Origin of the sequence: Candidatus Endoriftia persephonae (assembly GCF_023733635.1) — a bacterium.
In the GTDB taxonomy this organism is placed as follows: domain Bacteria; phylum Pseudomonadota; class Gammaproteobacteria; order Chromatiales; family Chromatiaceae; genus Endoriftia; species Endoriftia persephonae.
Genome location: NZ_CP090569.1, coordinates 1,827,063 through 1,848,029, shown reverse-complemented (window position 1 = coordinate 1,848,029; position 20,967 = coordinate 1,827,063). Strand labels below are relative to the sequence as shown.

Genomic DNA, 20,967 nt, shown 5'->3' with positions numbered 1-20,967 from the left:
GTAGCAAAAAAAATGGCCTCCTCGGAGGCCATATGGGCGTCATGGGCTGATCACCGATACCTACGTCACCCCCAGGCAAGATCAACAATGCGCGCCCCTATCTGGCGCGACTGGATCGGCAGTGTGAACGCTTCAAATTCAAACTCCTGGTGGTGGGGTTGGATGCCGGTTACAACACGACGGCGGTCTGTCACGGACTGGTGGAACGGGGCATTGGCGGGGTGGTGGGCAACAAGCGCCCGCACACTCCCAAAGGCTGGCTAAAACGGTGGGACTTCAGCTACGACGCCCGGCAGGATGTGTACCATTGCCCCGAGGGCCAGCGGCTGCGCTACAGCACCACCAACCGGACAGGTTATCGGGAAGACAAGTCTGCCCCCGCCTTTTGCAAGGACTGCCCCCTACTTGATCGATGTACCCGCAGCCAGAACACCCAGAAGGTGGTCATCCGCCATATGTGGGAAGAGGATCGAAAGAAAGTCAATCAGAAGCGGCTAACGGACTGGGGCCGGCGTGTGTCCGAGCGGCGTCGGGAGACGGTGGGGCGCAGTTTCGCCGATGCTAAGCCGCTGCATGGGCACCGCTATGCCCGTTTCCGGGGGCTGACCCAATATCTGCTGGCTGCAGCCTGTCAGAACATGAAAAAGATCGCGCTGCTGTTGGCCCGATTTATGGCGCCACTGCCCAGTCTCTTAACGTCCAGGCTGCGCTTAGCCTTCCGTTTGGGCTATTCGATTGCCTTGTGCCTGTGCTGCTGCTGAATCAGCCAGCCTGACTTCTGCGGCCCTCTCAAAAACAAACCCCGGTATTTTTGCCGGGGTTTGTCATCAATCTGACGGCCTCCGAGGAGGCCGTCTTGTCACTGCAAGATCAATGAAGGTTAGTAGAGATAGACCGCGCCTATATCCTCTATAGCAGATGCATCGACCCCTGGTGCTGGATTGATTCCGGTTGCTGCGCTGTCCTCCCAATACGCGCCGACTGCCAAGGTAGAGCCATCGCCGCTGATCGAGAGCCCATAGCCAAATTTATCGCTAGCGCCAGTGTTGGAGGCTTTGACATAGCTCTGACTACTCCAATTGCTGCCGCTGCGTCCGTAGACAAACACCGCGCCAGAATCTGTGCTGGTTGTGAAGTTCGGGTCGTTGACGCCCTTGCTTGACCTGTCCTCCCAGGGCATGCCTACCGCTAGCAGGGCGCCGTCGCTACTCAGGTCCAGCGCATAGCCAAACTTGTCTTGCTGCCGGCTGGCTGTGGAGGCCTTGATATAGGCCTGTTGGGTCCAGGCTCCACCGGTGAGCGGACGGGTAAAGGTATAGGCGGCACCGGCATTGCTGGCGGCTGGATTGGGAATCGAGTCGACGCCAATGGTGTCACTATCCTCACCTGTAGCTCCCACTGCCAGAGTGTGGTTGGTGCTGTCGCTGCCCAGGGCGACCGCTGAGCCAAAGAGGTGGTCACTGCCAGCATTTGCTGCCTTGACCATCGCATCCAGGCTCCAGGTGCCTGCGGCACGAGTATAGACAAACACTGCACCTGAGTTTCCGACCGCATTAATAGTGCCGGCGGCATCGGCGTCTTCATGGATGGCGCCCACTGCCAGGATGTTGCCATCATCACTCAGAGCGATCGAGGTGCCGAACAGATCTCCGCCGTATGTAGTGTTGCCTTTGGAGTGGTCCGATTTGATGTAGGCCTGCTGGCTCCAGGTGGTGGCGCTGCGGGTGAACACATAGGCGGCACCCGCGCTGTCTGCAGCATTGTCTGCCTCGCCGGCGTTTATTACATCGCTATCACTATCCTCCAGGGTGGCTCCCACCGCCAGGGTGTTGCCATCGGCGCTGAGTGCCACGGATGCTCCAAACGCATCACCGGCCTCGGTATTGGATGCCTTGATGTAGGCCTGCTCACTCCAGGTAGTGCCTGAACGGGTGAAGAGATAGACGGCACCGGCATCGACTGCCAACTCATCCGCAGCGCTGCTGTCGACACTGACACCAGTAGTCCCGCTGTCCTCTTTGATGGTGCCAACCGCCAGGGTGTTGCCATCGGCACTGAGTGCCAGGGAGGTTCCGAACTCGTCGCCCGCGCCGGTGTTGGATGCCTTGATATAGGCCTGCTGGCTCCAGCTGCCGGCGGAGAAGACGTAGACATAGACGGCACCGGCATCGGCGGCTGCCTCGTCCGGGGTGGAGTTAACACCAGTGGTGGCGCTGTCCTCCAGCGGGGCGCCAACGGCCATGGTGGAGCCATCCGCGCTGATCGCCACGCTCAGGCCGAAGTTGTCGCCAAGGCCTGCATTACCGGCCTTGAAATAGCCGATGCTGCTGATAGAGTCGATCACGCTGGTGGCCTGCTCGGCAGAGCCGCTGCAGGCGGTGTCGCCGGCGTTACAGGCCTCTACCATGTAGCGGGCATTGGCCCAATCCTGCAGATGGGTGGCAATGTCGATGGTATGGCTGGTGCCGGCGATCGCCTCTGCACCGGAGACCACGCTGAAGCCGGAGGCCCCATCCGGGTTGACCATCAGACGATAGTGATCAGCACCGGCCGAGGCGTCCCAGCTGAAGCTGATCTGCTTAAAGCTGAAGCTCATGCTCACATTGATTGGTGCATCCGGGGCGGGTGCTGTCACCTGAACCGTTCGGGTCAGTTGAGTCGCGGCATTGCCGCTGGCATCGGTGACATCGTAGGTCACGCTATAGCTGCCGATGGTGTTGGTATCGACTGTATCGCCGCCGATCACTAGGCTGCCGGAGAGATCCCCATCCACCGTGTCGCTGGCGGTTGCGCCCGGTTCACTATAGGTGTCGACATTGACGGTGAGTACCATCGGGTTAGCGCCGATGAGGGTGATCACCGGTATGGTGGTATCGACCACGTTGACGGTGCGGGTGGCCGTGGTGGTGTTACCAGCACTGTCGGTGACGTTGTAGGTCAAGGTGTAGCTGCCCACCACAGCGTTATTCACACTACCGGTGACCACCACATTGGCGGAGATGTCACCGTCCACATCATCGGTGGCGGTGCTGCCCGGATCGGTGAAGGGGGTGCCCCCCTCAAGGGTGAAGGGGTTGTCTCCGATCAATACCAGGGTAGGGGGCTGGTCAGCCACTACCACCGTGCGATCGAGGGTGGAGCTGTTGCCAGCCGCATCGGTGACGCTGTAGGTCAGGGTGTAGATGCCAGCGACCGCGGTGTTGACACTACCGCTGGCCGTGATGCTGCCTGAGAGATCCCCGTCCACGTTATCGATAGCGGTTGCCCCCGGGTCACTGTAGGTCGCACCCACTGAGACGGTCTGTGGGTTGTCACCGTTGAGGGTGATGACCGGCCCGGTGAGATCTTTGACCTCGACGGTACGTGTCACTGGCGTTGCTGCATTGCCTCCAGAGTCGGAGACGTTGTAGGTCAGAGTGTAGCTGCCCAGGGTGTTGGTATCGACGGTGCCACTGACTGTGACATTGGCTGAGATATCGCCGTCGATGGCGTCACTGGCAGAGGCACCAGGGTCGGTAAAGGTGCCGCCCAAGGCCACCCCCATCGGGTTGTCGCCACTCAGCGTGATCGTTGGTGCGGTCTGATCGGTGACGTTGACGGTGCGGGTCACCGCAGTGGCGGCGTTACCAGCACTGTCGGAGACGTTGTAGGTCAGAGTATAGCTGCCCACTGCCGCGGTATTGACGCTGCCGGTGGTGACGATGCTGGCGCTCAGGTCACCCTCGACGATGTCACTGGCGCTGGCGCCGGGATCAGTAAAGACTGAACCTGCAGCGACCGTCATCGGGTCGCTGCCGCTGAGGGTGATCACCGGCGCGCTCAGGTCGGCAACGGTGACCGTGCGGTTGACTGCGGTGGCTGCATTGCCAGCGGCGTCGGAGACATTGTAGGTCAGGGTGTAGTTGCCCAGTACGGCAGTGTTGACGCTGCCGCTGACACTGATGTTGGCGGAGATGTCGCCGTCGATGTTGTCGCTGGCGCTGGCGCCTGGGTCACTATAACTGGAACCTGCGTCGACAGTCTGTGGGTTGTCGCCGGCGAGGACGATTACCGGTGCAGTCTGGTCGGTAACACTGACGGTGCGGCTCTGAGTGCTGGTGTTGCCGGCCGCATCCGTGACCTGGTAGGTCAGGGTGTAGTCGCCGAGGGTGTTGGTGTCGACCGTACCGCTGATGGTCACACTGCCCGAAACATCGCCATCGAAGTTGTCGTTGGCGCTGGCGCCTGGGTCGGTGAAGCTGGCGCCCACGGCTATCGTCATCGGGTTGTCGCCGCTCAGGGTGATTACCGGTGCGGTGGCGGCCGAGATGTTGACCGTGCGGGTCGAGGTGGCCGTGTTGCCGGCTGCATCGTTGACTGTGTAGGTGATGGTATATGTGCCGGCAGTGGTTCTGTCGACGCTGCCGCTGGTGGTGATGTTGCCGGTGATATCGCCGTCGACATTATCATTGGCGCTGGCGCCTGGGTCGCTATAGGCGGTAGTGCCAGCCTCCAGGGCGAGCGGATTGTCACCCGTGATGGTGATGACCGGGGCGGTGGTCTCGGTGACGTTGACGGTGCGAGTCTGGGTGGCGCTGTTGCCAGCCGCATCGGTAACCGTGTAGGTGAGGGTGTAGCTGCCGACGGTGGAGGTGTCGACCGTGCCGCTGACGCTGATACTGCCGGAGAGATCGCCATCGACATTATCAATGGCGGATGCGCCGGGGTCGCTGAAGGTATCACCCGCCCGGACTGAGAGCGGGTTGTCGCCGCTCAGTGTGATTACCGGTGCGGCTGCGGTATTGACCGTCACGCTGCGGGTGGCGCTGGCGTTGTTGCCGGCCGCATCGGAGACGCTGTAGGTCAGGCTGTAGACACCGACAACCGCCCGGTTGACCGAGCCGCTGACAGTGATGTTGGCGCTGATATTGCCGTCCACATTATCTGTGGCGATGGCGCCAGGATCGCTGAACGGGGTGGTGCCGGCCTCCAGCACCAGGGGACTGCCGCCATTCAGGGCGATCACGGGGGCGGTAGTATCGACAACGTTGACCGTGCGGGTGACTGTTGTTGCTGCATTGCCGGCGGCGTCGGAAACGTTATAGCTCAGGCTGTAGCTGCCGACCAGGCTGCTGTTGACGCTGCCGCTGACCGAAATGTTGGCGCTGATGTCGCCATCCCGGTCATCATTCGCAGTGGCGCCGGGATCACTGTAGCTGGTGCCGACCGAAACTGTCTGTGGACTGGCGCCGTTCAGGGTGATCACCGGCGGGATGCTATCGAGACCGACCACCAGGACGACGTTGACCGTGCGGGTGACTGCCGTGGCGGCATTGCCGGCGGCGTCAGCGACGTTGTAGGTGAGGGTGTAGGTTCCTACCGCACTGGTGTTGACGGTGCCGGAAACCACGATACTGGAAGAGATGTCGCCATCCAGTGAGTCAGTGGCGCTGGCCCCGGGGTCGCTGTAGCTGCTACCTAGATTGATCGTCTGGGTAGCGTCGCCGGTGAGGCTGATGACCGGTGCGGTAGTATCGGCCACCACCACGGTGCGGGTCACTGCAGCGGCGTTGTTGCCGGCAGCGTCAGCGACGTTATAGGTGAGGATGTAACTACCGGGGGTGGTGGTATCGACACTGCCGCTGAGCACGATGTTGGCGCTGATGTCGCCATCTTTGGCGTCATTGGCAGTGGCGCCCGAGTCAATGTAGTTGTTGCCTGCCTCCACCGTGAGCGGCGTGGCGCCGAGCAAGGTAATAGCAGGTGGATCGTTATCTGGGGCCGTTGCTGCGGTGTTGGTGGCAAGATCGTCGGTCAAGCTGAGGTCACAGCCTGACAGCAGAGTGCTGAGCAGCAGAGCCAAAGGATAGAGTGGCTTGGTGCGCTTTGTCATAAACATTGATACATCCCCCCATTTTTGTTGGCTTTTCTTGCCTCTACTAACAGGGGGGCTGAAGGATGTCGCTTATCCGTCTGATCTTAAAGACGGATTCCTTGCTCACAGAGTCCAGCTGAAACTGGATGCCTGCTCCCCTGTTGCCCGGGCAACAGCAAGAAACTAATGGCTCCATTCTCTTGCTTCCTATGGGGTGATCAATATCGTGGACGAGGACTGCTGGGGGGAGTGTGACTTCTGTCACGCAACATTTGGCACTGGTGTGTGTTTTGTGAGGAACCTCAATCCTTAAACATAAATAGATGATTTGAAAGGGGAATTAAGTTAAGACTTTACTTCGTCTGTGCACAAATGACGCACTCTTATCAGCACTGTATTCCACATTGAGTTGCTGCTATAGGGGAGGCTTTTAAGTATAATCCCCATAAAAACAAGAAGATAGCAGTGGCATCTCATCTGTCTTTGAGCTTATCCGCTAGCAGTTTTTTGCATCAATAGGATGCACGTAAATGGCCACTAACTTTTTTCGTCTGATCTCTCGGATGTAGACTTCTTCCCTGAATGCCCAATCTGTGAACCAGGTTCCTTAAAGCTATTTATCCCACTCCAGCTGTAGTTGCGCCGGCAAAAGAGTACGGCTTGGTGTTCGGCGGGTAAGTTTGGTATTCATTTCCCAATCTTGTCGCCCTGCAGGCATCGGACGGTCTACCGGTCGCTCCGCTTGCGGGAGAGTTCGACCTGAAGCGGGTGGTTGGTGTCGAGATGAATGTCTCTCTGCGGAAAGGCGATATTAATCCCGGCCTGGGTGAGTTTGTGGTTGATCGCCTTGTGCAGGGCGCTCATGGTGCAGACTCGGTTCTCCATCGAGCCCAGATAGGCACGCAGCATTAGTGTCAATGCGTTATCGCCAAAGCTTTCGAAGGTACAGAAAGGTTTGGGATCGTTTAATACATCCTCATTCTCTTGTGCGGCTTCGGTCATCAAGGCCATGGCACGATCCACATCGGAACCGTAAGCGACCCCGAGCGTGATGATAATTCGGTTGATCTTATCGCTGAGGGTCCAGTTGATCAGACGCCCGGTGATGAACTCCTTGTTGGGGACCAGGAACTCTTGCTTGTCGTAGTTGGTGATAGTGGTGGCACGGATGCGGATGCGCGAGACTACACCGGTGGTCTCGTCGATGGTCACTACATCGCCGACACGGATCGGTCGCTCAAACAGCAGGATGAGGCCGCTAATGAAATTGGCGACGATCTCTTGCAGGCCAAAACCGAGGCCGACACCCATTGCGGCCACCAGCCACTGGATGCTCGACCACTGCAGGCCGATGGTGCTGAAGGCAGAGAAGATGCCGATGCCGGCGATGGTGTACTGGGAGAGCGCGGTGATCGCATAGCGGGCACCCGGGTCGAGGGGCAGCCGCTGCAGCAGGGTGATCTCCAGCACGCCAGGCAGGTTCTTCGCCGCCATCACCGTGATCACCAGGATGATCAAGCCGATCACCAGATCCCCCAGGGTGACCGGTACTTCTTTACTGATGCCGTCGATCAAACGGCTGGCCTGAAACGGCAGCTCCACCGAGTCGAGAAAGTTGAGCGCCGGCAGCAGCTCGCTCCATATAATCAGTGTGCCGATCACTGCACCGAAGAGAAAACCTGCCCGCAGCAGCCGCTTTGCCTGCTCCCCCAGCTGATCGAAATCGACCTCCGGGATCTCCAGTGAGATCAGTGGGCTCTCCTCTTCCTCACCATTCCGCTCCCGCTGGCTGCGCAGTTCCTCACGGCGGCGCAGCGCATCCTCGAAGCGCAGCCGACGCTCGGCGATGTAGAGCGAGCGCAACAGCAACTCTTTGATGATGAACAGGCCGAGGAAGAACCAGAAGGTCATCTCCAGCCGCGCCGCCAGATGCACCGCGGTGTAATGGTAGCCGCTGGCGGAGAGCAGCAGCAATGCCAGTGGCAGCAGCAGGAAGAGCGGAAACCAGAGGAAGTGGAGCTGTGCTAGCAGGCTCTTATTGTTGTTCAGATTGCTGATGAGCGGGCTGTTGCGGCTCAGGCTGTGAAAGACAAAAGCGAAAGCACTCAGCATCAGCAGCAGGAAGGCAATCTGGCTTAGCTCCTGGGCCGGTTGTGAGGGATTGGTTCGGACACTCAGCTCAACCAGAAAGATCAGCGGCAGGATGAGCGGCACAAGCCAGCGGAGCTCGCTGACCAGTGTGCTGCGCACGCTCGGGTTCCATCGCAGATGCCGGTCACCCAGGCCATCGGTGAGGCAGATCTGTCTGAGCAGGCTCAGCCCGCCCAAGGTCAGGCCTGCCTGGATCATTCCATTTGCCAGCGACAGGGTGAAGGGCGAGGCGGTAGTGAGGTGGGAGAGGAGCCAGCCGCCACCGACCATCAGCAATGTCGGTCCGCCAACGATCAGCAGGGTCAGAGCAATGGCTTGCAGTGTAAGGTGGAAGGCGTCAGTGCGGATCTTGCGGGTCTTGGCGGCCAGCAGTGGCAGTTGCCGCTGCGCGCTGCGCCGGTAGATCAGCAACAGCAGGCTACTGCCCAGCAACAGCAGCAGCCTGCCCGGTTGTTGTTGCCAGAGTTCTTGCAGATCCCGGCTCAGTTCGAGCCAGTGGCTTGGGGTGAGCGGCCAGAGCAGCGCATGAGCGAGTCTCTCCACCTCGAATAGATTGCCGAGTCGGGTGCTGGGGATCCACAGCAGCTGATCGTCGATATAATCGACAAATGCCCGGGCGACATCGACCTGCTGCCGCTCCGCTAGGTCGAGGGTGGTGAGCTGGCCGATGTAGCGGCCATATATGGTCTGCAGTCTGTTCAGCGCGTCACGCCGATTCTGGGTCAGGGTGTAGAGTTGTTTGCGGAAGCGTTTCTGCTGGGCGGGAGAGAGATCCTGCTGCACTCCCTGCAGCATTAGCGTCACCAGCCCTTCAACGTCGCTGCGCTCTCTCAGCAGTTCGTCGATCTCGATCTGGCGGTCGGTGGCGCGATTGATCTCCTCGCTGCGACTGGCAGAGGTACGGCGATAACTCTGGAATGAAGGCAGGGCATCCTGGCGACGGCGCAGCATCTTGCCGATCGCCTTGCTTGAGCCGACCACATCGACCCGCTGGCGGGTCCGCTCATAATCATTCCTGATCTCGTCTAGGCTGCGCTGCGTCCGTTCGAGTTGCTCCGAGACCGATTTCTCCTTCTGGATCAGCGCCTCCAGCTCCTGATGATAGCGCGCATTCTCCTGGGCTATGGTCTGGATTTCAGGTGGCAGTTCGGCGCTCTTCTCGCGCAGCGCCTCGGCCTCCTGGAGCGCCTCGCGGGCGCTGTTTTCGCGCAGTTCATAGGCGCTCGATCAAGTCTGTCCTGACGCAGCGCGACGGTGGCCAGCAGCAGATCTCTCTGCACCTGGGCGAGGTTGGTGAGCAGATTCAGGTTGCCGAGCTGCAGCTGTAGTGAGCTGACTTCGGTCTGGCGAATCTGCTTGCGTGCATTCAGTGCGGCAATCCGTGCCTCGGTCAGTGCGGCGGGTTCATCACTGGCCGGCCCCCTGAGATCCTCCTCGATCTCGGCAATCGAGTTGTTGCTGGTGACTATCTCTTCACTGATCCCCTTGGCGCCAACCAGCAGGCGCGCCAGCTCCTCCTCCTGTTGCCTCAGCTCTTCGCGCTTCTGGTTGAGAGTCTGCTGCTCCTGACTGATCGCAAAGTCGAGTTGCTCCAGAGTGGCACGGCGGGTGATGGAGCGGACCGAGGGGGTGTTCTGCAGCGGATGCGACAGCTGCGCCCGGGTCTTTTTGATCAGTTTTGGGGCCTGCTGAACCCGTTGTTCCAGCTGTTTGAGATCGGCCTTGGCCCGGGCCCCCTCCTGAAGCCATTTTACAGTCTGACTGTAGAACTCCTGGATCCGTTGTTTGATTCCTTCTGACAGGCTGGGGTCAGACTCAGCGGCCTGGCGGGCGGACTCAAGCCGTTCTGGCAGAGTAAAACCGTTCTGCTCGAGGCTTGCGGCCCAGAGCGGCGCTATGGCGCTCCCCGTGAGCAGGAACAGGCCTATCAGGTTGAATAGAAGGTGTCTCGTCTGGCGCATCTTCAGGCGATTATTAGGGTCGTGTTGATGGCATCAATGTGGGGGAGGCCCCCAGCCAGTGGTCTTCGCTGAGCATTGTCAAGAATAGCTGCGAGCCGGGGAAAGTTTTCTGTTGAGCGGATCGATCATAACCCAGATCGTCCGGCCATGGTTGAGGCAGCGACGATTCTGTGATTCGAAGCCAGGGGGCTCAGTACCCTCTGCGGGGTCTGGCCAGGTGAACGTTTCAATTGGTGTGGAGGATTAGGGAGCCTCTGATTATTCGGCGGAGGAGATGAAGCATGGGCATTCCTCATCAATCAACACCGTTACCTGTATCTATTGGATCAGCCGAATAAATTCTGGCCAGTCAACGGCTGGAGGATGGTAGTAGCCAGAGACAATGGGGGAAAGAAGATAGGAAGTAAATGTCTATGTTTCGAGAGGTTAATAATTATGCCTGAATTTTATTAAATGTCTTCTGATTTTATCTTCTTACCTCTGCTTTGCGTGAACTGAGTCACGAGCCGAAATTCTTTACAGTTGCAGGTCTTGATCATCATCAAGAAAGAAAGAGAATTAATTTCACGAAAAGAACATCAGCTTCGATCGAAACTGAAAACAAGGAAGAATAAATGGCGTTGCGAATCCTGTGTAGGCAAAAAACAAAAGGAATAGTTTCCCTAATTTTATTGCTACTTGTTTCCTTTGACCTCCATGCCACCACCATGGCGGCGATGACCGGCCCTTTGGGACCTGGACTGACCTATACCGACAGTTCCACGCCGGTCATCGTCAAGGCCGCCCAGGGGCAGCAGCCCAATACCATGATCTACATGCCACCGGGCAGCATTGCCCGTGGCAGCAAGTTCGGGAAGTTTGCCTACGAACACGGCTTCATTTGTGTCGGTCCTCCGGTTGACGGGCCGAGGCAGTTCCACTCCTGCCTGAACGATGCTGGCCTCACCTGGAACACCCAAAATGCCGGTGGCACTGGCGGCCCGGACGACCGTGAGGTGCGTGAGCACGCCGTTGCTCTGGGTTCCGACTTCGAGGAAATGGCGGAGCTGATCGCGCCGGAAGCGATCCCCAACACGGTGTTGGTAACCGGACCTTCTCGCAACGGCGGGATGCGCACTGCCTACATCCGCAGCAACGGTATCAATGAGTTGGGTCCGGATGACCCCTTCTACCTGGTGGGTTTTAAGGAGATCGGCTTCTGGAGCGAGGCCCGCAATATGGACAACTGGAGTCGAGGTGATCCGAATCTGTTCGAGATCCGCGACCTCGCCTACATCTGGCACATGCACAATCCGACCTCGATCTGGGGCAGTATGACGGTGCCTAACTACCGGCTGATCTGGATCACTGTCGGCCCGAGTAACTACGGGCCGTTCATCCCGTTCAGCATTGATGATCCCTACATCCATGAAGCCTTTCAGGATGGCAGCTACGAAAAATCGATCATCAGCAACCCCTACAGCCATGCCGAAATCGCGGCCATCGAAGATGCGATCATGGCCGCCGACGGCAATGTCAAAGGTGACATCCGGGAGATCCAGCGGCGCATCGTGGAGCGGCTGGAGATCACCCCATCCGGTGTTGGTGTTACCACCAACAGTTTGCCCGATGGGGATACCAGTCAGCCCTACAGCACCACACTCACCGCCTATGGTCAGGCGGTCCCTTTTACCTGGCGTCTACTCTCCGGCACCCTGCCGAATGGCCTGACACTCTCAGCATCTGGCGTGATCAGTGGCACCCCGACCGGTAATGATTCGCAAAGCTTTACTGTTGAAGTCAGCGATGCGGATGGCAACAAGGCCACCAAAAGTCTGACTATCAGCGTCATCGATAGTGCCTCGATCCTCTTCGATGCTGATTTCGACAGCAATGAGGATGGTTTCAGCTATCTCGATGATGGGTTCCGTGGCACCAGCCAAGCCAGATATGCGAGCGGATCACGCCAGCCCTCAGCAGGGTTTGCCGGCAGTGGTGCGCTGGAAGTCAAACTCGGTGGCATCGATGCAGACGACATCTTTGGCATGTCGGGTGGCTGGCAGCGCAGTTTTACCCTGAGCGCACCTACCGAAGTTGAACTGAACTTCAGATACCGTCTTGATCACGCTGCCTTTTATGAGAGTGATGAACTGAGCCAGGTGCTGTTCAGCCTCGACAACGTACTGTTTGGAGTCAGCCCCAACGACTATGTCGCTGAGATCGTCGGCGATGGCAATGGTGGCTCGATCCAGACCACCAACTGGCAGACCTTCCAGATCAACCTCGGCACCCTGGCCGCGGGCGAACACACCCTGATGATAGGTGCTTATAACAACAAAAAGACTGCCGCCAATGAGACTACCAGCGTCTATGTGGATGACCTATTGCTGCGTGTGGTCGGCGAGATCAATCAGGTTCCCAGTGCCGTGGCGGTGGCTGATACCCAGCTTGGCGCAGCGCCACTGACAGTCAGTTTCACTGGCAGCAACTCATCCGACTCCGATGGCAGCATCGCCTCCTACGCCTGGGGCTTCGGGGATGGCAACAACTCAGGTTCGGCTGATCCAAGCCATACCTACACATCACAGGGTGTCTACACAGCTACCCTGACGGTGACCGACGATGGCGGTGCCAGCAGTAGTGCCAGTCTCACCATCACTGTCACCGAGACCCCCGACACAGAGGCCCCAAGTGTGCCCGAAGGGCTGATTGTCAGCGCCGAAGGCACTGACAAGATCAACCTCAGCTGGCAGCCTGCCAGCGATAATGTGGCGGTGACCGGTTATCGCATCTTTCGCGATGGGAATGAGCTTGCCACCACCAGCGAGACGAGTTATCAGGATAGTGGCCTGAGCGCGTCGACCAGTTACGAATACCGGGTCAGTGCATTTGATAACTGGGAGAATGAGAGTGACCCTAGCGATAGCGACTCAGCCACCACCGGCGCGGCGCCGGTGATGACCAGCCTGACCCTGGACCCTAGCTTTCTCCGACTGGAGATCGGCGGCACTCGCCAGTTCGATGCGGTTGGATTGGATCAGTATGGCAACCCCATCACCGCCAGCCAGGTCTGGTCGGTGGATGGCGGCGGAAGCCTCACCGACGGTGGCTACTTCCGGGCTGATACGGTTGGCGGCCCCTATACTGTGACGGTCGAGACTGGTGGTCTGACGGCCACCGCTACAGTTGTCGTCGCCCCCACATCGACTCTGATCGAGACCTACTTCAGCAGCGATACCGAAGGCTTCAGCTATCGTGATGATAGCTTCCGGGGCACCAGTGCACCGGGCTATGCTGACGGCTTCTGGCAGTCAGAGGGTGGCCATGCGGGAGGGGCCCTGGAGGTGCTGCTGGGCGGCATCGATGGCAAGGATATCCCCGGTATGTCGGGCGGATGGGAGCGTGAGTTCAACCTCAGCGGCCCCACCGAGCTGATCTTGTCGTTCCGCTACCTGGTCAGCCAAGCGCCGCACTATGAGTCCCATGAATACAGCGAGCTGTTGCTCAGCCTCGACGGTGAACTGGTAGGTGAGAACGCCGGTATTCGTGTGTACGGCAACGGCAATGGTGGTCCCGATGAGACCACCGGCTGGCAGAGTCTCGAGATCAACCTCGGCACTTTGGGCATCGGCAGTCATACACTAACCATCGGTGGCTACAATAATCTAAAAACCGCTACCAACGAGAGCACCCGGATCCTGATCGACGATCTGTTGATGCGTGCCTCGGGCGTGCTCAATATCGCCCCTAATGCAGTTGCAACGGTGGATCAGAACAGCGGTGTGGTGCCGTTTAGCGCCAACTTCACCGGCAGCAACTCCAGCGACCCCGATGGCGTGATCGCCGCCTGGAGCTGGGGTTTCGGTGACGGCAGCAGCTCCAGCGAGGCCGACCCAAGCCACAGCTACACCGCCGCCGGCAGCTACACCGCAACCCTGACCGTCACCGATGATGTGGGTGCGACCGATTCGGCGAGTGTCGTGATCACGGTAGTGGATCTGCCCGACACCAACGCGCCCTCTATACCACAGAGCCTACTGGCGAACGCCACTGGCACCACGACTATCGATCTCAGCTGGCAGGCTGCGAGCGACAATGTCGCAGTGACTGGTTACCGTATCTTCCGCGACGGTAGTGAGATTGCTACCACCACGGCGACCAGTTTCCAGGATAGCAGTCTGGATGCTTCCACCAGCTACTCCTACGCGGTCAGTGCCTATGACGCGGCTGGCAACGAGAGTAGTCGCAGCAGCGCAGACTCTGCCACCACCCTGGATGCAGCGGTGCTGAGCAGCCTCAACTTGACTCCATCTGCGGCCCAGGTCGAGGTCGGTGGTAGCCAGCAGTTCACCGCCACTGGCGAGGATCAGTACGGCAATCCGATCTTGGTTGCACCGGTCTGGTCGGTGAGCGGGGGAGGGAGCATCAGCCAGAGCGGCCTGTTCAGTGCTACTAGTGTCGGTGGTCCGTTTACCATCACCGCCGTGAATGGCGCACTCTCTGCCACCGCCTCGGTCAGTGTGGCACTGCCATCTAACATCATCGATACCCACTTTGATGGTGATGCCAGCGGCTTCACCTATCTGGATGATGCCTTCCGCGGCACCACCCAGCCTGGCTATGCCGATGGCAGCTGGAGCGCCGATCAGGGCTTCTCCGGGGGTGCGCTCCAGGTCATCCTGGGTGGGATAGATAGCAGGGACATCGTCGGCATGTCCGGTGGTTGGCAGCGCAACTTCAGCCTGGGGGTGCCCACTGAACTGGTGCTCTCCTTCCGCTATCAGCTGAGCCAGAGTCCACACTACGAATCGAACGAACAGAGCCAGATGCTGCTCAGCATCGACGGTGTGCTGGTCGGCCTGTCAAGCGACGACTTCATCGCCCAGATCGCCGGCAACGGCAATGGCGGTCCCGATGAGACTACCGGCTGGCAGAGCGTCGAGATCAACCTCGGCAGCCTGCCCACGGGTGAGCACAGCCTGATAATTGGTGGCCACAATAATCTAAAAACCTCTGCCAATGAGAGCACCCGGATTCTGATTGACGATCTGCAGCTGCGCTCCGCCGGCGTGATAAACCTGGCGCCCAACGCTGTGGCCAGGGTCCTCGAAAGCACTGGTGTGGTGCCGTTCACCGCGGTCTTTGATGCCAGCGGCTCAAACGATCCGAATGGCAGCATCGTCGATTACAGTTGGGATTTTGGGGACGGCAACAGCGCTACTGGCGCCACGCCCAGCCATATCTACACCTCGGCAGGAACCTACACGGTTACCCTGACGGTGACCGACGATGGCGGGGCGACCGCCAGTGACAGTCTCACTATTGAGGTCAATGAGACGCTGGATGAGGAGGCGCCCAGTGTACCGCAGAGCCTGAGCGCAACCTCGGTCGATTCAACCAGCATCAACCTTGTTTGGCAGTCATCGACGGATAACGTCGCGGTGACCGGCTATCGCATCTTCCGTGATGGGACGGAGATCGCCACCAGCGAATCTCCAAGCTTCCAGGACAACAGCCTTTCTTCAGCCACCGCCTACAGCTACCAGGTCAGCGCCTTTGATGCCTGGGGCAACGAGAGCGAGCGCAGCGATGCGACATCGGCCACCACCGGTGAGGCGCCGCTACTGACATCCATGTCAGTCAACCCAACGGGGGTGACGATTGGTGTTGGCAATTCGCTGCAGTTCACTATCGACAGCCAGGATCAGTTCGGCAACCCAATCGAAGTCACCCCGGTCTGGAGCATCAACGCCGGTGGCAGCATCTCCGAGACCGGCCTGTTTACCGCGGTCAGCGTGGGCGGACCCTTTACGGTGCGGGCTGAGGCGGATGGGATCGTCGCCACTGCAACGGTCAGCGTGAACCAGTCACTGCCGCTGTTCCAGGAGGGCTTCGACAGCGGCGCCAACGGTTTTGTCTACCTGGATGATGCCTTCCGCGGCACCACTCAGCCCGACTACGCAGATGGTCGCTGGCAGGCCAATGGCGGCTTCTCTGGCGCTGGGCTGGAGGTGATCCTGGGTGGCATCGATACCATCGACACCTTCGGCCAGTCAGGTGGCTGGCAGCACAATTTTAACTTGGCTGAACCGGCCGAGGTCAGCCTGTCATTCCGCTATAACCTGAGTCAGTCACCTCACTATGAGGCGAATGAGCAGAGCCAGATGCTGGTCAGCCTGGATGGGGTGCTGTTTGGCTTGGATCCCAACGACTACATCGCGCAACTTGCAGGTAACGGCAACGGTGGCCTGGACGAGACGACTGGTTGGCAACTGTTTGAGGTCAACTTTGGGACTCTCCCGGCAGGTGATCACTCGATAGTTATCGGTGGTTTCAATAACCAGAAAACTGCGGCCAATGAGATCACCACGGCACAGATCGATGATGTGGAACTGATGGCGACAGGCTCACCCGTACCTTCAGACACCACCCCGCCAGTGATCACCCTGCTGGGCGCCAATCCGATCAGCATCGAAGCGGGTAGCGCCTTCACCGATCCCGGCGCCACGGCCAGTGACGCCTTCGACGGCGACCTGACGGCCAGCATTCAGGTGAGCGGCAGCGTGGCCCCGGCCACTGCGGGCAGCTATACGCTGACCTACAGCGTCACCGACGCCGCTGGTAACAGCGCCACAGCGACCCGCACCGTCACGGTGGCAGCTGCCTCCAATCCGGTGATCACTCTGCTGGGCGCCAATCCGCTCAGCATCGAGGCGGGTAGCGCCTTCACCGACCCTGGTGCCACGGCCAGTGACGCCTTCGACGGTGACCTGACGGCCAGCATTCAGATGAGCGGCAGCGTGGACCCGGCTACTGCGGGCAGCTATACGCTGACCTACAGCGTGACCGATACGGCGGGCCACACCACCAGCGTCACTCGCACGGTGACGGTGGTCGCCGCCTCCAATCCGGTGATCACCCTGCTGGGCGCCAATCCGCTCAGCATCGAGGCGGGTAGCGCCTTCACCGACCCCGGTGCCACGGCCAGTGACACCTTCGACGGTGACCTGACGGTCAGCCTCCAGGTGAGCGGCAGCGTGGACCCGGCTACTGCGGGCAGCTATACGCTGACCTACAGCGTGACCGATACGGCGGGCCACACCACCAGCGTCACTCGCACGGTGACGGTGGTCGCCGCCTCCAATCCGGTGATCACTCTGCTGGGCGCCAATCCGCTCAGCATCGAGGCGGGTAGCGCCTTCACCGACCCCGGTGCCACGGCCAGTGACGCCTTCGATGGCGACCTGACGGCCAGCATTCAGATGAGCGGCAGCGTGGACCCGGCCACGGCGGGCAGCTACACCCTGACCTACAGCGTCACCGACGCCGCTGGTAACAGTGCCACAGCGACCCGCACCGTCACGGTGGTCGCTGCCTCCAATCCGGTGATCACCCTGCTGGGCGCGAATCCGATCACCCTTGAGGCGGGCAGCAGCTTCACCGATCCCGGTGCCACGGCCAGTGACGCCTTCGACGGCGACCTGACGGCCAGCCTCCAGGTGACGGGCAGCGTGGACCCGGCCACTGCGGGCAGCTATACGCTGACCTACAGTGTCACCGACGCCGCTGGTAACAGCGCCACAGCGACCCGCACCGTCACGGTGGTCGCTGCCTCCAATCCGGTGATCACTCTGCTGGGCGCCAATCCACTCAGCATCGAGGCGGGTAGCGCCTTCACCGACCCCGGTGCCACGGCCAGTGACACCTTCGACGGCGACCTGACGGCCAGCATTCAGATGAGCGGCAGCGTGGCCCCGGCCACTGCGGGCAGCTATACGCTGACCTACAGCGTCACCGACGCCGCTGGTAACAGCGCCACAGCGACCCGCACCGTCACGGTGGCAGCTGCCTCCAATCCGGTGATCACTCTGCTGGGCGCCAATCCGCTCAGCATCGAGGCGGGTAGCGCCTTCACCGACCCTGGTGCCACGGCCAGTGACGCCTTCGACGGTGACCTGACGGCCAGCATTCAGATGAGCGGCAGCGTGGACCCGGCTACTGCGGGCAGCTATACGCTGACCTACAGCGTGACCGATACGGCGGGCCACACCACCAGCGTCACTCGCACGGTGACGGTGGTCGCCGCCTCCAATCCGGTGATCACCCTGCTGGGCGCCAATCCGCTCAGCATCGAGGCGGGTAGCGCCTTCACCGACCCCGGTGCCACGGCCAGTGACACCTTCGACGGTGACCTGACGGTCAGCCTCCAGGTGAGCGGCAGCGTGGACCCGGCTACTGCGGGCAGCTATACGCTGACCTACAGCGTGACCGATACGGCGGGCCACACCACCAGCGTCACTCGCACGGTGACGGTGGTCGCCGCCTCCAATCCGGTGATCACTCTGCTGGGCGCCAATCCGCTCAGCATCGAGGCGGGTAGCGCCTTCACCGACCCCGGTGCCACGGCCAGTGACGCCTTCGATGGCGACCTGACGGCCAGCATTCAGATGAGCGGCAGCGTGGACCCGGCCACGGCGGGCAGCTACACCCTGACCTACAGCGTCACCGACGCCGCTGGTAACAGTGCCACAGCGACCCGCACCGTCACGGTGGTCGCTGCCTCCAATCCGGTGATCACCCTGCTGGGCGCGAATCCGATCACCCTTGAGGCGGGCAGCAGCTTCACCGATCCCGGTGCCACGGCCAGTGACACCTTTGACGGTGACCTGACGGCCAGCATTCAGGTGACGGGCAGTGTCGATACGACGGTCGTTGGCAGCTACACCCGGACCTACAGCGTCACCGACGCAGCGGGGCATATTGCCAGTGTCGTGCGGCAGGTTGAGGTTGTCGCGCTGGGTCCAGTTGATACCGATGGCGATGGTATTCCCGATAGTGAGGATCTGGACGATGACAACGACGGGATGACTGACCTATGGGAGCTCCAATATGGTTTGGATCCATTGTATGCCGCAGATGCCGGTCTCGATGCGGATGGTGATGGCTTTTACAACCTGAGCGAGTTCTATGCCGCCACTAGTCCATTGGATGCCACGGTATTTCCAGGGCAGGGGGCGAGTGGCACTACATTGCTGGGCGTCTACCACGGTAATCAGGGCTGGGCGATTCCGGACTTGCAGGCTATGGAAGCCTGGCAGAACAACAAACAGCATGCGGTGGTGACTCTCTTTACCAGTTTTGGCGAGTCGCAGCGCAACAATCTGGTGACCTACCAACTGCCCAATATCTGGAACAATGGCAATGTGCCGCTGATCAGCTGGGAGCCCTATCTGGATGGGGTCGATCCGGAGAGCATCGAGGCGGATATCGCCAATGGTGACCATGATGCCTACCTCACCAGTTGGATGGATGGGCTAAAGGGCTTTCTCAGTGGTCCGGATGGACAGTTTGGCACGACGGATGACCGGCGGGTCTATATACGCCTGGCCCATGAGATGAATGGCAACTGGTATCCCTGGTCGGCCCGCTCTGTGGGTGAGAACCCGGCCGACTATATCGCTATGTGGCGGCATGTCCACGATGCGGCAACGGCGATCGGCCTGGGCCGGGAACATGTGCAGTGGGTCTGGTCGGTCAATGCCAGTGATCACGGCAGCTATGGCTGGATTGCGGAAGACTACTATCCGGGAGATGCCTATGTAGATTGGCTCGGCATCGACGGTTACAACTGGGCCAGTCGTGCCGCCGATCAGACCTGGCGCACACCGGCCCAGGTGTTCGATGCGATGCTGGCGCGTCTGCGTGCCCTTGCAGACAAACCCGTAGCGATCAATGAGGTGGCGACCCAGACCAATGCAGGGGCCAATCTGGTGGAAAAGAATAGCTGGATCCAGTTGTTGTTCGCCTATCTGAGCCAAAACAATATCGGCATGCTCTCCTGGTTCAACGAGGACAAGGAGTACGACTGGGCCATCTTTGCAGGCAGCTATGGTGATGAGGCGGTGGCCACGGGTGAGAAGGGCTACTCCGCCTACAGAACAGCCGTACAGAGTGATCGGTTGATCCCTGCCGATAGCGGCAACCCGAGGCTGCTGACCCAGGCCCAGTTCGAGGGGCGGTTGGCGGCGGCCGAGAGCCGCCCGGGAATCCTGTTGCCGCTCTATAGCTATCCGAGCCACTGGGATGCCGCTAGCTACCTCTGGGATGATGTGGCCGCCGCACAGAGCCGGGTCGATATCACCGCGATCATCAATCCGGCCAACGGTCCCGGCACAACCCCGACCAGCCTGGGCACACCAAACGCAGACTATCAGATCGGACTGGCCGAACTACGCGACGCTGGGGTGCGCATCATCGGCTACGTGCCCACCTGCTGGGCCAATTCAGTCGCTTCGGCAGGCTGTTACAACAGCCGCACCCTGGACGATATAAAGCGCGATATCCTCAGCTATGCGCAGAACTTCGACATCCACGGCATCTTCTTCGATGAGGCGGCAACAGGCGCAGAACAAGCCGCCATCTATCAAGATCTGACCGCCTATGCCCGTGGGCTTGGGCTGAACTTCATTGTGGCCAACCCTGGCACGGCGACCGATCAGGCCTATGTGACGGGTGACAATGGTGTCGATAATGCGGTGACCTTTGAGTCAGATTATGCGCACTGGCTCAGTGCAAGCCAGCCGAGCGACTGGACCCAGACAGCGGCGCCAGGGCAGACCACTGCACTGATCTATGATGTGCCGGATGCGGCGCAGATGCAGGCGATGGCTAACCGGGCCGTGCAGTGGAACTTCGGCTATCTCTACATCACCGATGACAGCCTGGACAACCCCTGGGACAGCCTGCCCAGCTATTGGAACGATCTGGTCGACACCCTCAGTGGCCTGCAGGCGGGGGATGACTACGATGGCGATGGGATGCTCAATGCCGAGGATTCCTGTCCGCTGGTCAGCAATATTGGGGACATCGACTCAGATGGCGATGGCCTGGGGGATCTCTGCGATGCAGGCCCATAACGCCGCTACCGCCTGCGCCACCACACCCTCTCTCTGGCCGGTGCATGATTCGGAATAGGCTGAGATAACCCTTTGAGTTTGCGCCACCGCGTGAGAAATGGGTCAC

Annotated in this window: 5 protein-coding genes; 2 read left to right on the top strand and 3 right to left on the bottom strand. The window is 60.0% G+C overall.

From position 1 onward, the window contains the following. Positions 1-158: 158 nt before the first annotated feature. Positions 159-761: a transposase gene (locus tag L0Y14_RS08265; protein ID WP_240991719.1), complete on the top strand. Its 603-nt coding sequence runs from the start codon at positions 159-161 to the stop codon at positions 759-761. 119 nt (positions 762-880) lie between these two features. On the opposite strand, the gene L0Y14_RS08260 is transcribed toward L0Y14_RS08265, so the two are convergent. The 3 genes from L0Y14_RS08260 to L0Y14_RS08250 form a co-directional block, all read right to left on the bottom strand. Beyond that, complete coding sequence (locus L0Y14_RS08260; protein WP_006475559.1) at positions 881-5,878, bottom strand: beta strand repeat-containing protein; 4,998 nt, start codon at positions 5,876-5,878, stop codon at positions 881-883. Between the two features lie 702 nt (positions 5,879-6,580). Then, positions 6,581-8,986: a mechanosensitive ion channel domain-containing protein gene (locus L0Y14_RS08255; protein ID WP_006475560.1), complete on the bottom strand. Its 2,406-nt coding sequence runs from the start codon at positions 8,984-8,986 to the stop codon at positions 6,581-6,583. A 140-nt stretch (positions 8,987-9,126) separates the two neighbouring features. Continuing rightward, on the bottom strand, positions 9,127-9,966 hold the full coding sequence (locus L0Y14_RS08250) for a small-conductance mechanosensitive channel (protein ID WP_006475561.1): 840 nt from the start codon (positions 9,964-9,966) through the stop codon (positions 9,127-9,129). A 716-nt stretch (positions 9,967-10,682) separates the two neighbouring features. Here L0Y14_RS08250 and L0Y14_RS08245 point away from each other — a divergent pair. Beyond that, positions 10,683-20,861 carry an immunoglobulin-like domain-containing protein gene (locus tag L0Y14_RS08245; protein ID WP_251859168.1) on the top strand — a complete coding sequence of 3,393 codons (10,179 nt, stop codon included), beginning with the start codon at positions 10,683-10,685 and terminating at the stop codon, positions 20,859-20,861. Positions 20,862-20,967 lie beyond the last annotated feature (106 nt).

What these genes read in the sequence shown, in the direction of transcription:
- L0Y14_RS08260 (WP_006475559.1), bottom strand. Translation starts at nt 5,878, where the DNA reads ATGTTTATGACAAAGCGCACCAAGCCACTCTATCCTTTGGCTCTGCTG.
- L0Y14_RS08245 (WP_251859168.1), top strand. Translation starts at nt 10,683, where the DNA reads ATGACCGGCCCTTTGGGACCTGGACTGACCTATACCGACAGTTCCACG.
- L0Y14_RS08250 (WP_006475561.1), bottom strand. Translation starts at nt 9,966, where the DNA reads ATGCGCCAGACGAGACACCTTCTATTCAACCTGATAGGCCTGTTCCTG.